Genomic DNA, 15,267 nt, shown 5'->3' on the forward strand with positions numbered 1-15,267 from the left:
TTCTCGTGACATGCGCAATGGTTTGGGGACGGACGCGCGAAGACCCGGCGAGCCACCAGGACGGCCGAGCCGGGTCCGCGCGATCCGTGGACGAGACAATTGTTCCGAACAACCCGGCGGCTGCGGCCGCCCGGGCGTGAAGACCCGTCCTATGCGGCGTCGGTCGACCCCGGCTGGGCCGGCACCGGCTCCGGCTGGTCGTCGGTACGCAGGAACTGGCCGTTGAGGAACAGCAGTGCGTCATCACCGGGCCGACGCCACAATGACAGCACCCGACCGACATAGATCGTGTGGTCGCCCGCCTCGTGGCGTTGCTCCAGTTCGCATTCGAGATGGGCCAGCGACCCGTCGATGAGGGGCGCACCGCTGTGTGCCCCTGGGGACCACGACACCGCGTTGAACTGGTCCCGGCCGACCGGCCGCCGCTTGTCGGCGAAGTACCGCGCCAGCTGGGTCTGGTCGGCGGCCAGGATCGACACCGCGAACGCGGGCTGCTGCTCCATGACCTCGTGCATGAGGGCGTCCCGCCCGACACAGACCAGAATCAGCGGCGGGTCGAGGGAGACAGCGGTGAAGGAGTTGGCAGTCATGCCGTGAGCAATTTCTCCACCCACTGTCACCACGGTGACACCGGTAGCGAAAGCGCCGAACACACGGCGTAGCGACGCCCTCTCGTGGACCACACCCTGAGCTGGTTGGAGCTTTTCCACATTCGCCTCCGCGGGCCGTCTAGGCATAGGGCTGCAGGGCCTTGGCCAGTGCCTCCGGCACGCGAGCCGGAATCGTCCGGGTGTTGGGTCCCCGCATGCAGGCGACTCGTTGACTACCGCGGGCGACAAGGGTCTCCCCGCTCTCGTCCAACCGCACGTAGTCGAAGCCGAACTGCACCTGGGTCTGTGCCAGCTCGGTCAATCGCATGCGGATGCACAACTCGTCGAACGCGGCCAGCTCGGCGAAGAATTCGCAGTCGACCCGGAGGGTGAACAACTTCAGATCCTGCTGAAGATCCTCGAGGACCGCCGGTGCCCGGTCCTTGAGGAACATCTCCCGGCACCGGCCCTGCCACCGCAGATAGTTGACGTAATAGACGTTGCCGACCATGTTGGTTTCCTCGAACCCCACGGTGTGGCGGTACTCGTAGTATTTGCTCATCGCCTATTCACGCCCTCCGCTGAGAATGGCCAGGGCAACCTTGTCCTGTCCTCCGGACATCCGGGTGACAAAGGTGGCGACCCGCCGGTCACCGCACCCGAGCACGACCCAACCGATCGGTTCGGTCGCGATCAGACGCCACTCACCGGCATCGGGCAGGCAGTCCAGGGCGGCCTGGACCCGGCTTGCCGCGGCGTCGAGCGGTTCCCCGACGGCCTGGACGACCAGGTGTGCCACCTCCGCGTGTGAGCCGAGGTGATCGGCCCACTCCTGCGCGGTCCGGCGGGTCACCGGCGCGAGCGCGCAGCCGACCCGGTCCGAAGCAGCGACGGACAGGGCAAGGCCGGCCGCCGAACTGACCGAGACGTGCCGTCCCCCGGCGACCCGAGGTTGGCCGTCCTTGCCGTAGCGGACCTTGACCGGCGCACCCAGGGCCCGACCGACCGCGACCGTGGTGGTCGACTGGGCCGGCCCGGCCGGCGCGGGTTCGACCCCGACCGCGACCGCCGACCCCAGCACGTCCTGCATCGCCCGCTCCAGGTAGCAACCGAGCAGGACCGGATGCCAGGGCCCCGAGCCGTCCTGCTTGCGTACGGCGCGCAGCCGCAGGCCTTCCCACCGCTCGACCACGGTGCCGGCCGCGTCGCGCAACGCGATGTCGTAGACGTAGGTGTCCCCGTCCCGCGAGCGTTCGGTGGCCCGGAACCGGAGCGAGTCGGCGTCGAACATGGCCGCACCCGCCGGCACGATCCGCTCGATTCCCTGTGGCAGCAACGTCGCGTCGGGTACGCAGACCTGGTTGCCGTGCATCATCGCGTCCCGCACACCCGGATCGCCGAGCAGCAGGGTGGACGGCAGGTAGGAGGCGAACCAGTCGGTCGACGCGTCCGCCGCCACGGTGGCGTCCACCTCGCGCGCCGCGGCCAGATGGTACGTCCGCAGGCGCTGGAACCGACGGCCCTGGAACAGGACCGGGCCGTAGAGGTCGGTCGCCGGGTCCAGCGGAACCTCGGGCAGACCGGGCTCGATCTGCTCGGGAGCGCCAGCCGTCGGGCTCGTCGGCGCGAAGCTCAACCGGGCCCGGAAGTGATCGGCGTTGAACCCGGTCTCCTCGCTGTGCAAGGCGACCTCGACGGTGTCCGGACCGGTGACGACGGCCGCGATCCGAATCCGGGTGCTGCCGTGCACCGGCACGACGATCGGCCGGAGGAACTCGGCGTTGTCGACGACCGGTGCGTTGACCGCACCGGTGACGGCCGCCGCGACCTGAGCCATGGCTTCCATGCCGAACACCGCCGGGAAGAGCTGGTTGCCGTCGAGCAGGTGATCGGCCAGGTAGAGGTCGGTGCCGGAGCTGATCTCGACCTCGCAGATCAGCTCGACCCCGTGGTAGCGCACCAACGGGCGGTCGACGAAGCGCAGCAGTGGCAGCTCCGGCGCTTCGTAGCGCATCGTGTCGATGCCATGGGTCCGGCCGCTGATCACCACGGTGTTCGGGCTGTCCGGGTCGGCCAGCAATCGCCGGAGCACGGCGATCCCCTGCTCCGGCGGGATGGCGCTCACCCCGTCGCGTTCGAGCTTCTCGACCACGTCCAGCCGTTCGCCCATGCCGACGCCCGACCACACCGACCACTCCAGGCAGAGCGTGCGGCAGTGTGGGTTCCGCCGGCCGAACTCGGAGGTGGCGTCGTCCAGCCACTCGTTCGCCATGGCGTAGTGGGCCTCGCCGGGCAGCCCGGCACGGCCGATGATGCTGCCCAGGGTGACCAGCAGTCGCACCTGTTGCGGGTCGACGGCGGCCAGCACGGCACGCAGGCCACCGACCTTCGGCTCGAGCGTACGGGCGACGGTTTCCGGCTCCAGTGTGAGCAGCGATGCCGGCTCGTTGCGGCCGGCGCCGTGCAGCACCGCGGTGACCGGGCCGAGCGTTGCGGTCAGGGTGGCCACCGCACGGGTGACCGACCGAACGTCGGTGACATCGGCCCGCACGTACTCGACGGTGATGCCGGCCTGCGCCATCCGCTGGAGGTTGGCCGACAGCTCGGCGTCGTGGGCCGGGTCGGATCGTCCCAGCAGTGCGAGCTTGGCCCCGCTGTCCTGGGCCATAGCCAGGGCGCACTCGGCCGTGATGCCCTTGCCGCCCCCGGTGACGAGCAGCACGTCCTGTGCCGCGAGGGCCGGGACGGATCGGGCCGGTTCGAAGGGCAGCACCCGAAGTCGCGGGGTCCGCCTGGTCCCGTCCGCGTCGTAGAACACCTCTGCGAAGGTCTCCGTCACGGCGGTCTCCGCCGTCACCCGCCCCACCGCCTGATCGGCGTCGGCCAGATGAACCACGGTGACCCGGGTCTGCGGCGACTCCAGGTGCAGCGTCTTGGCCAGTCCCGCCGCGCCCCGGCCGTGCTGGACCAGGACGAACCGCCGGTTCGACGGCCCGGCCAGGACCACCTTGGCCCCGCGCAGGGCCAGTTCGAGGTCCTGCTCGGTGCAATCCGGTGGCAGGCAGACCAGCACGCCCGCGCCCACCCCGGCCGTGGCCAGGACGGCGCTCAGATCCCGGGCGAACGGGTGACCGGCCGGCGCGAAGACCTGCCACTCACCGTTGGTGTCCTTGGCCGCCGGGGGCGGCATCGGCGTGACGTCCAGGTCGACCGACCATGGGCGGACCCAGGGCGCCGCCCCGGTGGGCGCCACCGGCGCACCCGCGTCGAAGGGCTCGGCGTTGCGGGCCAGTGCCTCGTAGGCGTCCGCGAGCTCCCGCACCGTCGAGGTGGCGAAGTTGGGCGGCGTCTGCCCGGCCGGGACCCCGAGCTGGGTCGCGACCTGGTTGACGATCTGACCGACGGTGATGGAGCTCAGGTGCAGGTCGTCGAGCAACCGGCTGTCCGGACGCACCAGCTCCAGCGGCAGCTCGGCCCGTTCGGCGGCCAGCCGCCGCAGCAGCTCCAGGCTCGAACCCGCAGGGTCGTCGCTGACTACGGGCCTCGACACGTCCGCCTGGGCCTGGACCGACGGCGCCGGTCCGATCGGTTGGCTGGGAATGTCGATGTCGAGCGACGGGGCCGCCTCGCACGGGTTGGCGAAGAACGACTGCGGTGCGCCGACCTCCAACGGCTTGAGCAGCCGACCGTGGAACAGGCTCGGGTCGACCTCGGCCGCACCGACCACGAACGCCGCCCCGACCACCCGCAGCACGCCGGTCAGCGACTCGTCGTCGGTGTCCAGGGCCACCGCGCGCAGATCGGCCGCCGCGGCGAGTCCCGTGAGCACGCGACCGGGACCGACCTCGATCAAAAGGTCGACCTCCTTGCCGACCAGGGCGAGAGCCTGCTGGAACAGCACCGGATCGGTCATCTGGTTGCGCAGCAACCCGGTGAGGTCCGCGTCGGCCGGCAGCAGCTCACCGGTCACCGAGGACATCACCCGACCGGTCAGCGGCGCCCAGGCCTGGCCGTCGAGCGCCGCCCCGAACACCCCGGCCGCCTTCGCGACCAACGGCGAGTGGAACGCGTGCGACACGGGCAGCCGGCCCGCGTCGAATCCAGCGGCCCGGGCCCGGTCACAGGCCGCTTCGACGGCCTCGACCCGCCCGGCGATGACCGTCTGCTGCGGGCCGTTGTAGGCGGCGATGACGACGTCCGAACCGTCGATGATCTGGTCGATCTCCACCGCCGGAGCGCTGATCCTGGCCATCGTGCCGGTCATGCCGTGCTCACCCATGGCCTGACCTCGCTGGGCGGCGAGGCGCAGCAGCGCATCCTCGTCCAGTGCCCCGGCCCAGTGCAGGGCCGAGAGCTCGCCGAGGCTGTGGCCGAGGGCGACCGTGCCGTGCAGCCCGAGCGAAGCCAGGACCCGCAGGCCGGCGATCGAGCCGGTGACGATCCGCGGTTGCGCCACCTCGGTGGCCACGGTGTCGCGGCTGACGGGTAGGGCGGCCTTGGCGTACACCGCGTCCGCTTCCGCGAAACGGCGTCGCATCGCGCCGCCGCTGGTTCCCTGGCCGGATCCCTGACCGGGGAACAGGAAGCCGATCTGTCCGCGCTTGGCGAAGTGGCCGAGCAGCGTCCGTCCGTCGGCGCTGAAGCTGGTCGTCTCGCCGGCCTCGACCTTCTCCAGCAGGCTGCGTAGCCGGCTGACGGCGTCGGCGGGCGAGCTGGCCACCACAGCCGCACGGAAGGGTAGGTCACGCAACCGCTGGTGCAGGCTCGCGGCCAGGTCGCCGAGCTGGGCGTACGAGATCACCGGCACGAAGTCGACCAGCTCCCGCAGCCGACCCGACAGCTCGGTGGCCGACGCCGCGTCGACCAGCAGCAGCTCGTGGTCCTGGATGGCCGTGGCGATGGCCCGGGTCCGGACATCGAATCCGTTACGCCGCTTGGTGTTCTCCAACACCACGTGGGTGTTGATGCCACCGAACCCCATGGCGGTCACACCGGCACGGACCGGTCCGGTGGCCGGCCACGGCTCGGCCTGACGCAGCACCCGGAGCGTCGCGTCCGGTGCGGTCAGCAGATCGTGGGGATCACCGCAGCCCAGGGCCGGCGGCAGGACCTGGTGGTGCACGGCCATCGCCGCCCTGATCAGACCGGCCACGCCGGCGGCCGCCTTGGTGTGGCCGATCATCGCCTTGACCGAGCCGACCACGGCCGGCGTCCCGGTGGCCCCGGCAGCCCGGCGTGCCTCGGACAACGCTCGCAGCTCGGTCGCGTCGCCGACCGAGGTGCCGGTGCCGTGGCCCTCGAACAGGCTCACCGTCTCCACCCCGAACCCGGCCCGCTCGTACGCACGCTGCATCGCCAGTTGGTAGCCGCTGAATTCGGGCCGGGTCATGCCACCCTTGCCGTCGGAGGACATGCCCCAGCCGGCCACGGTGGCAATCACCCGCTGGCTGCTGCGCAGGGCGTCCTCCTCGCGCATGAGGACGACCATGCCGCAGCCCTCACCGGGCCAGAAGCCGTTCGCGCCACGGTCGTAGACCTTCATATCGCCCCGGGCCAACGCCCCCGTCTTGGCGAAACCGATCATCTCGAACGGATCGATCGACAGGTCGACCCCGCCGGCCACGGCCACGTCCACCACACCGTCGACCAGGTTGTTGCAGGCGGTCGCCAGCGCCAGCAGTGACGAGGAGCAGGCGCCGTCGACGGTGAAGCCACCGCCGTTGAGGTCGAAGTAGTTGCAGATGCGACCCGCGATCGTGTTCGACAGACCGCCAGCGAGAGTGTCCTCGTCCACCTCGGGGAAGGGTGCCTTGTAGACGCCCTCCAACTTCGCGATGAAGGTGCCGAGCCGGTCGTCGTCCCAGCCCTCGCGCTGCAGCGCGGCGGCGACCGTACGCCGGACGAACGGCCATCGCAGCCGCATCTGACTGGCACGCGAGAACTCACCGGTGAGGCTGTTGCCGACGACAACGGCCGTGCGCTGGCGGGGCAGGCCTTCACCCCCGGGGAAACCAGCGTCGGCCAGTGCCTGCGACGCGACGTCCAGAGCGAGCCAGTGGGTCAGGTCGGTGGACCGGTACGTGCTACCCGCGACCTTGAAGGCCAGCCGGTCGAACTCGTAACCCTCGATGACCGCGGCCATCCGGGAGTAGAATTTGTCGGGTTCGTCCGGGTCGGCCGACCAGTAGTCGTCGAGGTTCATCCGCTCTGACGGGAGTTGGCGGAACGCGCGCCGCCCGGCTACCGCGTTCTCCCACAACTCGCGGGGACTGTTGGCATCGGGGTAACGGCAGGCCATGCCGACAATAGCGATCCGGGTCATTTTTGCTCCGTGGCGGTTAGTGCGTAGTGTCCGGAACGAGCAAAGGCGTCCGAGATCCGTTGGCGCCAGACCTCGAACGCCGGTACCTGGTCGTCGCCCGGAAGGTCCACCTTCGCCTCATCGGTGACCTTCTGCGCCAGCGCCACCGGCTGACCGCAGAAGATCCGGGTGGCCACCTCGTTGTGCGGGCAGATCAGGTTGGCAGTGGCACGAGCGCCGGCCGCGAAGGCAGCGCCCTGGGCCAGCTGCGGCCGGTAGTCCTCGGCGTGATCCCACAACGCGGTCAGCTCGGCCTCGGTGGCACCGCCGGCGTAGGTGGCGGCGAGCCCGATCCCGCTGTAGAGGTCGGGCCACCGACGGCGCGGAAAGCGTTCGACCAGGCCGGTCACGACGTCGACGTCGGTGCCGCCGATGAACCACAGGGCTCGGCCGATGCCCTGGTCGGTGGCGCGGGACGCGTAGTCCCTGGCGGCCGTGTCACGCCACGGCAGCGAGCTGTCCTCGTACAGGTCGTGGACGTAGCGCGCGGTGCGGAAATACGCCTGGTGGAACCCGTAGCCGTCGAGCACCAGCCATCGCAGCAACGGGTCGGGTGAGTGCAGCGTCGACCACCGGATCCGGGGCAGCCGTGCCATCGCCCATCCGACGCCGACGTACGCCATGTAGATGTGGTCGGCGCCGGCGCCGGCCAGGAAGCGTTCGACGTTGCGTCCGCCGGGGCGCAGGCCGTCGCGGACGGCGAAGGCCATGGCAGCGCCCTCGTGGGCGAAACCGCGGAACCGCATGGGTACGCTCGCCAACGGCGCCTCGGCCGCAGCCGGTGTCCGTGCTTCGGCGGCAATTCCATAGCCGTCAAGGAAAGTGCCACCGACGGTCTCCAGCAGAGTGCGCGCCTCGGGGCTCTTGACGTGGAATCCGCGGACATCCATCCTGGTGGCGGATCGGTTGGGTGTCATTATCTTGCGGCGAATCACTCGAAGAGCGTTCATCGGTGGGCTACTCCTGTGCCGCTAGTTCGACATTGGGAAGCTTTATACGCCTCGCCATCTCCCTGAGCCTGGCAAGGCGTCGACAACCTGTCTTCTTTGGAATTGCCCAGGGTTCAACAGAAAAGGCCCCTAGACGAGTTCAGACGGTGGCCCGGAAGAACGAAACTGGTCCGGATGCGGTGTCGCATCCGGACCAGTTTCCACAATGCGGCCGGTCATCGTCGGTACCCCGCGGCACGGCGGCCAGGGGACGGACCGACGCCTCAGGACCGCCGGGGCTGGGGCCGGTGAATGAGCATGACCAGCAGAGCGATGACAAATCCTCCGGCGACGACGGTGAGCCCGACGCTGAGCGGATCGCTGCCGAAATGATCGTGGCCGCCCGTGGCCGGCGGTGCCGCGTCGGCGGGCGCCGCCGCCGGGGACGCGAGCGACGAGGAGACCCGGAACCGGTTGGTGCCAGTGAAGGTGCGGCCATTCTCGAGAACCACGTGATAGGCCAGCGCGTAGTCGCCGTCGGCCTGGATGGTCACCGGCTTGTTGATCGCCGTGCCGTCCACCACGGGCGCACCCGAGGACACCAGGTGGCCGCTGCCGTCCGAGACCCCAATGTGGATCTGCTCGGGCCGCACGGCCGCGTCGAAGGTGAGTGACACCTGGCGGGGCGGCTCGCGCAGGGCCGCGCCGTTGGCCGGGAAGACCCGCCCCAGGGCGACCTCCCGACCACCGGCGAATATCAACACGCCGATCGCGACGACGACAGCCGCCCCGGCTGCCGCGACCAGCCGTCCCCACCGGGTGCGTGGGTTCATGACCGTCAGACCTTGACCAGCTCGCGGGCACACGTGCAGGCGGTCAACTCCCGCTCGGCATCCTTGGGTCGCAGGTGGAAGTACATGGCGACCACCATCGGGATGAAGACGACGGTGTTGTAGAACAGGTGCAGCTCCACGCGGGGATAGAAGTGCTGCAGGATGCTGGTCGGCACCGCGGCGCCGAACAGGAAGTGGTGCGTCTGCGCCTGGATCAGCAGCAGCAGGTGCTCGATGTGGTGCCAGAACTGGATGGCCAGCGCCACGGTCCACCAGGTCCTGGCGCGGCCGGCGAACCCGTCGCGCAAGGCGAACAGGCCGACCAGCATGACGATCGCGTAGGCGTAGTGCAGGATCTCCGACGAGACCAGCCACGGGTAGAACTGGCCGAGAACGCCCCGCGCCTGCGGTCGTGGCTGGTTGAAGGCCCAGATCTGAGCAGCCTGCACCAGGTGCTCGGCCCAGTGGGCCAGCACAATGAACATGAACACACCGAGAACAAGTCGATGCCCGGCCCCGTTGGCCCAGCTGACTGAGCGCTGGCTGCTTCTCCTGATCGTGGCCACAAGCCCCTCCGCACCATTTTGAAGGCACCCGACGGCGCCGATTCCACGATGGGATCGTACCGGGCGTGGCCCATCTCGTACATTGCTGAGTTGGGGGCGGCAAGGACCGTCGCATTGTCCATCATAAGTCTCATTGGTGCATCATCGACCAGCTTACGCAGGCTGCACCCGCACCCGCGATCGCAGGGCACGCAAGACTGGACCGAGTGTGCATAATCGCCACATAGCCCGCCATCACGTACGCTCTGCGGCTGGATGTTCTTCCAGATTGCGGGCCTGCATTCAGGAGGAGCAATCTGGAACAGCCGAGCCGCAGAATTCACCCCGACAATGACTCGCATGACTCTCTACGGTCGCGAACAGATAATCACCACACCGCCAGACAGCAGGCCCGCTCACCAGGGCCGGATCATCCTCGGCAGCGTCGTGGCCGGCGTGCTCCTGGCCATCCTCTGGTCGTTCGAGCTGGTCGACCACGTCATCGGCGACAACGTCGCCAACACCCTGCTCGGCCACGACGCCAAGGCCACCGCCATCGGCGGCACCCTGGCCGGTCTCGCGTTCGCGTTCGTCTCCGGCCTGGCCGGGACCTTCACCGCCTGCAACATCGCCATGGCGGCGTCCATCGGACCGATGAGCCAGGCCAGTGCCGGCTCCTCCACCCGCCGGGGTCTGCGCGCCATGCTGAAGCCGGTCGGGTGGCTGACCCTCGGCATGGTGACGGTCTCCGGGGTCTACGGCTTCGTCGGAGTGCTCATCGGTGACCGGCTGCCCCAGCTGTCGACCGCAACGGCCGGCGGCATACCCCTACGCCTCTGGCAGTCGATGGTGGTCTTCGGGCTCGTGGGTCTGATCTTCGTCTATCTCGGGCTTGCCGCTCTCGGAGTCCTGCCCGACCCGTTCGCCCGACGCCCGGTCGCCCGCGTGGTCACCCTCGGCGCGCTCGTCGGCGCCTTCCTCATCGGGCGCCCGTATCCGTTGTTCAACAAGCTGTTCCACTGGGCCGTCGACAGTGGCAACCCGCTGTACGGCGCCGGGGCCTTCATCCTTCAGTCACTGGGCAACATCGTCATCGTGACGGCCCTGTTCGGTTTGGTCGTGCTGCTCAGCCGGGGACGTGCCATCGACTGGCTGTCCAGCAGTCCGGCCCGTACCGTCGCGGTGACGGGCGCACTGCTGATCGCCCTGGGCGTCTTCACGTTCGTCTACTGGGACGTCCGGCTGCCCGCGATGTTCGGCCACGGATGGTTTCCCACGATGCCGTACAACCGCTGACACGGTGAACGCGAGCCGGCGAAGCGTCGCGGGGAACGACTACGAGTTGGGCATGTGGACGACCCGGAGAAAACCGGGCAGCAGCCACGGCCGGGGCCCGCCGATGATCACGTCGCGGTGCAGCACCGCCGAGAGCAGTCCGATGCGCCCGAACAGCATGAGGTTGTAACGCGCGGGGCGGTAGGTGATGCGCGCGTCCGGTGCGGTGCCAGGCGGAGCGACGGTCAGTCGGCCGTTTTCCAGGACGGTCGTCGTCTGCGCCGTGTACGCCGAACGGAACGCCACCGCGATTCGACCTGCGGGCTGTCGCGCACCGGTGTCGATGAGGACGCCGTGGTCGTGCCGCACCATGTCGAGGAAGAACAGGTCGAAGAACAGTGCCGCGTCGGCCTGCGGCATGGGCCACGGCTGGCCGGTCGCCCGGGCGATGTCCCAGCCGTGGATGAAGAGCTCGTTCGTCAGATGGGCGAGCAGACCCGCGACGGTGACCGACGCACCGCCCAGCCAGCGCACGGTGCTGCCCGGATCGCTCTGCGCAGTGGCACGGAGCAGGTGGTCGACGGCGGCCGACAGCTCTCGGCACAACACGTCGGCGTCACGCTCGGTCAGGTGGCGTAGGACGAGCACGTTGAGTGACGATACGGTGTCCACGGTCGTCCGTTGCAGGGCGCTGTCGAGGCCGGGCACCGGCACGGATTCGGCGTCCGGGTCGACCAGCGAGACGTAGAGCATCGCGATGGACATCACGTGCACGGTCGAATCCGACACGGTCCATTCCTTGGTGGCCATGGTTCGCGTCGGCGTCGCGCATGATCTGACCAGCGCGGTGAAGCGCTGGGTCGCCTGGTGCACGGCGACTCGGACATCGGGCCAGCGATCACGGGCGTTCTTCGTCACCGCCCCACTCTCACATCGGATCGCGCGGCGGCGGATCCTCCAGCGTGCGCAGTTCCGGCATCTGTAGAACGGGACGAGACGGACCCATGGGACGCGTCCGTCCCGGTCGGCAACACACGAGGTGGACGCTTCCGCAGGCGGTGCGAGGCTGGCGGCATGACCGAGTTCGACGCCGACGCCGGTCGACGAGGGTCCGCACCGACACCCGTAGTCGGCACCCCCGCCGACAACGACCCCACGGCGGTGGCCTGATCCAGCGCCGCCGCTACGCCGGACGACCCGGTGTGGCGGCGGTGCTTCCCACCGGCACCGACCCAGGCACCGCCTGACGCAGAGACGGGATCGGCATGACCACACTGTTCGCGCATGCGACGCGCCGAATCGGTCACTCGCATGTCCGGTACGTGCGCCCCGTGCCGATCGCCGCGGCCACCGGTCTCGTGGACACGGTGTACCGGCGGATCGAGGCGGAGTTCGGCATGCTCGCCCCTCCGCTGACCCTGCACGCTCCCGCACCGCCGGTGTTGGCGGCCAGCTGGTCGATCCTGCGTGAGGTGATGGTGGCGCCCGGGCTGGTCAGCCGCCCGGAAAAGGAGGCGGTCGCGGCGGCGGTATCGCTCGCCAACAACTGTCCCTACTGCGCCGAGGTGCACGGCACGACGCTACGAGGGCTGGTACGCGGGAAGGATCCCGAGGCGATCGCCGCGGGCCGCATCGCGGACGTGGCGGACGACCGGTTGCGGGCGCTCGCCGGCTGGGCGGCCGCCTCCGCCGAAGCTGCCGGCCCAGCCCCCTTCCCCCGGGCACAAGCACCGGAGCTGGTCGGCACGGTCCTGACCTTTCACTACATCAATCGCATGGTCAACGTCTTCCTGCAGGAGTCACCTCTGCCACCGGTCCGGGGCTTCGCACGGGAGGTGGTGCGGCGGGGTGCCGCCCGGGTGATGCGGCGCCTGGCTTCCTCCACTCCCCGGTCCGCACACGACACCGACGACCTCCTCCCCGCCGCGGAACTGCCCGACGACCTGCGTTGGGCCGCAGGTCGCCCCACCATCGCCAACGCCCTGGCCCGCGCCGCCAGGGCCATCGACGAGGGCGGCGAGCGGCGTCTCACGACCGCGGCACGCGAGCTCGTCCGGGCGGCTCTGCGAGAGCCCGGCCGCGACCCGGGAACAGCCCCGTGGCTCCGGGAGCGACTCGCCACACTGCCCGAGCGCGACCGCCCGACCGCACGCCTCGCCCTGCTCACCGCCGTCTCGTCCTACCGGGTCACCGACACCGTCATCGCCGACGTACGTGGCACCGGCGCGGACGACGCGGCGCTGATCGAGATCACGTCGTGGGCGAGCATGATCGCAGCCCGCCACATCGCGGCACGTCAGGACACCGGAGACGACCTCAGCGGCCACCACCGGGGGTAAGGCCCGCGACCTCGCTCGCCAGGTCGACCGGGCGCATCGGCTCCGCCACGCCCGGTCTCGCCGACGTCTACTCCCAGGCTGCTTGAAAAGAAGTTTCCGGGATGGTGTCGTATCAAGGTGCGCCCGTTCGTGGAACTAACGTACGGCGGCCTGCCGGGCCGCCGGACACGAGGAGTCGGGAGAGGGCCCTCGTCCGGGCATTGAGAGGAGACGACCTTGACGGAATATCTGATCGCCTTCAACGACGAGTGGGTGGGTCGGCACACGGCGGAGGAGATGGGCAAGAAGGGCGTGGCCGTCCTGGCCGTGATCGAGGAGATGCGGTCCCATGGTGTCCTGATCTCCAGCAACGGCGGGCTCGACGAGTCCACCGTGGTGTGCAGCGTCGAGTCGGTCAACGGTGAGCCCGTCTTCAGTGACGGCCCGTACGTCGAGACCAAGGAGCACCTCGGCGGCTTCGCCGTCGTCGACGTCGCCGACGACGCGGCGGCGCGGCACTGGGCCGGAAAACTGGCGACCGCGCTCGAGTGGCCGCAGGAGGTGCACCGGTTCCCCAATCCCGGGCAGAACCGGTTCAGCAGTTCTGGAGACAAGTGAGCCTGGTGCCCAGGTACCTGCTGTCCGTCTACGGACCGGCAGAGCGCACCGAGCTCGGCACCAGCACCTCCGGAAAGGCCATGCCGCAGACGACCGCCGACGTCGGCGCCTTCACCGAGAGGCTCCGCCGGGACGGTCACTTCGTCTTCGCCGACGGCCTGGAGCCCGTGACGACCGCCACCACCGTCGACGGCCAGGGTGCGAGGCCGGTCCTCACCGACGGGCCCTACCTGGTGACGGAGGAGCAACTCGACGGCTTCTGGGTCGTCGAGGCGGCCGACCTCGACGTGGCCCTGGTGCTTGCCGCCGAGGGGTCGAGAGCGTGCGGTGGTGCGGTCGAGGTACGTCCCTTCCGTACCGAGGGATCCGAGGGGACACTGCTGCAGCCGTGACTGGCCCCACCACTGTCGCGCAGGCGATCACCGGTGCCCACCGCGAGGAGTGGGCACCGGTGGTCGCCGGCCTCGCGCGCCGTTTCGGTGACCTCGACGTCGCCGAGGAGGCCGCCGCCGAGGCGTTCGCAGCGGCTGCGGAGCGATGGCCGCGCGAGGGCGTACCGCCGAACCCCGGCGGTTGGCTCGCCACCACCGCGACCCGCAAGGCGATCGACAGGCTCCGTCGCGAAACGCAGCGCGACGCCAAGCACCAGGAGGCCTTGATCGTGTACGACGACACCCCTCCTGAGCCGACCGGCCCGGTCGAGGACGACCGACTCAGGCTGATCTTCACCTGTTGCCACCCCGCGCTCGCGATGGAGGCCCGGGTGGCGCTCACCCTGCGCCTGCTCGGTGGTCTCACCGTAGCCGAGATCGCGCGCGCCTTCCTGGTGCAGGAAACGACGATGGCGCGACGGATCACCCGCGCCAAGACAAAGATCAAAGCGGCACATATCCCCTACCGGGTGCCCTGGGCCGCCGACATCCGTGAGCGGCTGGCCGGCGTGCTCGCGGTCGTCTACCTCATCTTCAACGAGGGCTATCTCGCCAGCGAGGGCGACGACCCGGTGCGCGTCGACCTCAGCGACGAGGCGATCCGCCTCGTTCGTCTGCTCCGCACCCTGCTCCCGGACGACGGCGAGGTGGCCGGGCTGCTCGCCCTGATGCTCCTCACCGACGCCCGTCGGCCGGCGCGGGTGTCCCGCACCGGGGAGCTGGTGACCCTCGACGAGCAGGACCGCGGCGCATGGAACCGGGCCCTCATCGCCGAGGGCAACGCCCTGATCCGCGAACGGGTCGAGGCGACGGCGACCGCAGGTGAGCCACCCGGGCGCTACCAGCTGCAGGCCGCCATCAACTCGGTCCACACGGATGCCCCCTCGGCCCGGGACACCGACTGGTCCACAGTGGTGGCCCTCTACGGGCGCCTGATGCTGCTCGACCCCTCCCCGATCGTGCGGCTCAACCGGGCGGTCGCGGTCGCCGAAGTCGACGGCCCCGCGGTCGGGCTGGCCGAGATCGACCGGCTCGCCGATGTTCTCGACGGCTACCACGCCTTCCACGCCGCGCGCGCCGACCTGCTGCGGCGAGCCCGACGCGGCGGCGAGTCGCGGGCTGCCTACGACCGAGCCATCGGTCTCACGGGCAACTCCGCGGAGCGGGCGTACCTCACCCGCCGCCGCGACCAGCTCACCAGCTGACCCACCGGCCGCGCCGGCCGCTCGCGGCACCGCTCGGGGCGATCCGTGCCGCTCACAACCTGCCTCCTCCACCGGTGTCCGCTGCCGGCCCGGTCCACCTGGCGCCGGCTCCCGACGACGACCACGGCGGTCTCCCCGCGGGGTGATGTCCCCGGCCTTGGT

Annotated in this window: 12 protein-coding genes; 5 read left to right on the top strand and 7 right to left on the bottom strand. The window is 69.9% G+C overall.

The window, feature by feature from the left end:
- Positions 1 to 149: 149 nt before the first annotated feature.
- From ABGB10_RS20305 to ABGB10_RS20330, 6 genes are all read right to left on the bottom strand, one after another.
- Positions 150 to 683, bottom strand: a complete 534-nt coding sequence (locus tag ABGB10_RS20305; RefSeq protein WP_347662520.1) for a flavin reductase family protein — start codon at positions 681 to 683, stop codon at positions 150 to 152.
- 46 nt (positions 684 to 729) lie between these two features.
- The gene (locus tag ABGB10_RS20310; RefSeq protein WP_347662430.1) at positions 730 to 1,152 is read right to left on the bottom strand and encodes an acyl-CoA thioesterase; all 423 of its coding nucleotides are present in this window, start codon (positions 1,150 to 1,152) and stop codon (positions 730 to 732) included.
- Between the two features lie 3 nt (positions 1,153 to 1,155).
- Positions 1,156 to 6,912, bottom strand: coding sequence for a type I polyketide synthase (locus tag ABGB10_RS20315; RefSeq protein ID WP_347662431.1), 5,757 nt, complete (start codon positions 6,910 to 6,912; stop codon positions 1,156 to 1,158).
- On the bottom strand, positions 6,909 to 7,901 hold the full coding sequence (locus tag ABGB10_RS20320; protein WP_347662433.1) for a DUF1702 family protein: 993 nt from the start codon (positions 7,899 to 7,901) through the stop codon (positions 6,909 to 6,911). Before ABGB10_RS20320 ends, ABGB10_RS20315 begins: the two co-directional genes overlap by 4 nt.
- 263 nt (positions 7,902 to 8,164) lie before the next feature.
- A complete protein-coding gene (locus tag ABGB10_RS20325) occupies positions 8,165 to 8,713 on the bottom strand; it encodes a copper resistance CopC family protein (protein ID WP_347662435.1) in 549 nt (182 codons plus the stop codon).
- Between the two features lie 5 nt (positions 8,714 to 8,718).
- Positions 8,719 to 9,198 (bottom strand): hypothetical protein, encoded by a 480-nt coding sequence (locus ABGB10_RS20330; protein ID WP_244236103.1) that lies wholly within the window; start codon positions 9,196 to 9,198, stop codon positions 8,719 to 8,721.
- 420 nt (positions 9,199 to 9,618) lie between these two features.
- Here ABGB10_RS20330 and ABGB10_RS20335 point away from each other — a divergent pair, with 420 nt between their 5' ends.
- Positions 9,619 to 10,554 carry a hypothetical protein gene (locus ABGB10_RS20335; RefSeq protein WP_347662436.1) on the top strand — a complete coding sequence of 312 codons (936 nt, stop codon included), beginning with the start codon at positions 9,619 to 9,621 and terminating at the stop codon, positions 10,552 to 10,554.
- Positions 10,555 to 10,593: 39 nt separating this feature from the next.
- Here the strand turns inward: ABGB10_RS20335 and ABGB10_RS20340 are convergent, their stop codons facing one another.
- Positions 10,594 to 11,451, bottom strand: coding sequence for a maleylpyruvate isomerase N-terminal domain-containing protein (locus tag ABGB10_RS20340; RefSeq protein WP_347662437.1), 858 nt, complete (start codon positions 11,449 to 11,451; stop codon positions 10,594 to 10,596).
- A 347-nt stretch (positions 11,452 to 11,798) separates the two neighbouring features.
- Here ABGB10_RS20340 and ABGB10_RS20345 point away from each other — a divergent pair, with 347 nt between their 5' ends.
- From ABGB10_RS20345 to ABGB10_RS20360, 4 genes are all read left to right on the top strand, one after another.
- Complete coding sequence (locus ABGB10_RS20345; RefSeq protein WP_347662439.1) at positions 11,799 to 12,872, top strand: carboxymuconolactone decarboxylase family protein; 1,074 nt, start codon at positions 11,799 to 11,801, stop codon at positions 12,870 to 12,872.
- Between the two features lie 216 nt (positions 12,873 to 13,088).
- Positions 13,089 to 13,469 carry a YciI family protein gene (locus tag ABGB10_RS20350; RefSeq protein ID WP_124773906.1) on the top strand — a complete coding sequence of 127 codons (381 nt, stop codon included), beginning with the start codon at positions 13,089 to 13,091 and terminating at the stop codon, positions 13,467 to 13,469.
- Between the two features lie 5 nt (positions 13,470 to 13,474).
- On the top strand, positions 13,475 to 13,861 hold the full coding sequence (locus ABGB10_RS20355) for a YciI family protein (protein ID WP_347662440.1): 387 nt from the start codon (positions 13,475 to 13,477) through the stop codon (positions 13,859 to 13,861).
- Positions 13,858 to 15,105, top strand: a complete 1,248-nt coding sequence (locus tag ABGB10_RS20360; protein WP_347662441.1) for a DUF6596 domain-containing protein — start codon at positions 13,858 to 13,860, stop codon at positions 15,103 to 15,105. Before ABGB10_RS20355 ends, ABGB10_RS20360 begins: the two co-directional genes overlap by 4 nt.
- Positions 15,106 to 15,267 lie beyond the last annotated feature (162 nt).

Origin of the sequence: Micromonospora sp. B9E7 (genome assembly GCF_039871815.1) — a bacterium.
GTDB lineage: Bacteria > Actinomycetota > Actinomycetes > Mycobacteriales > Micromonosporaceae > Micromonospora.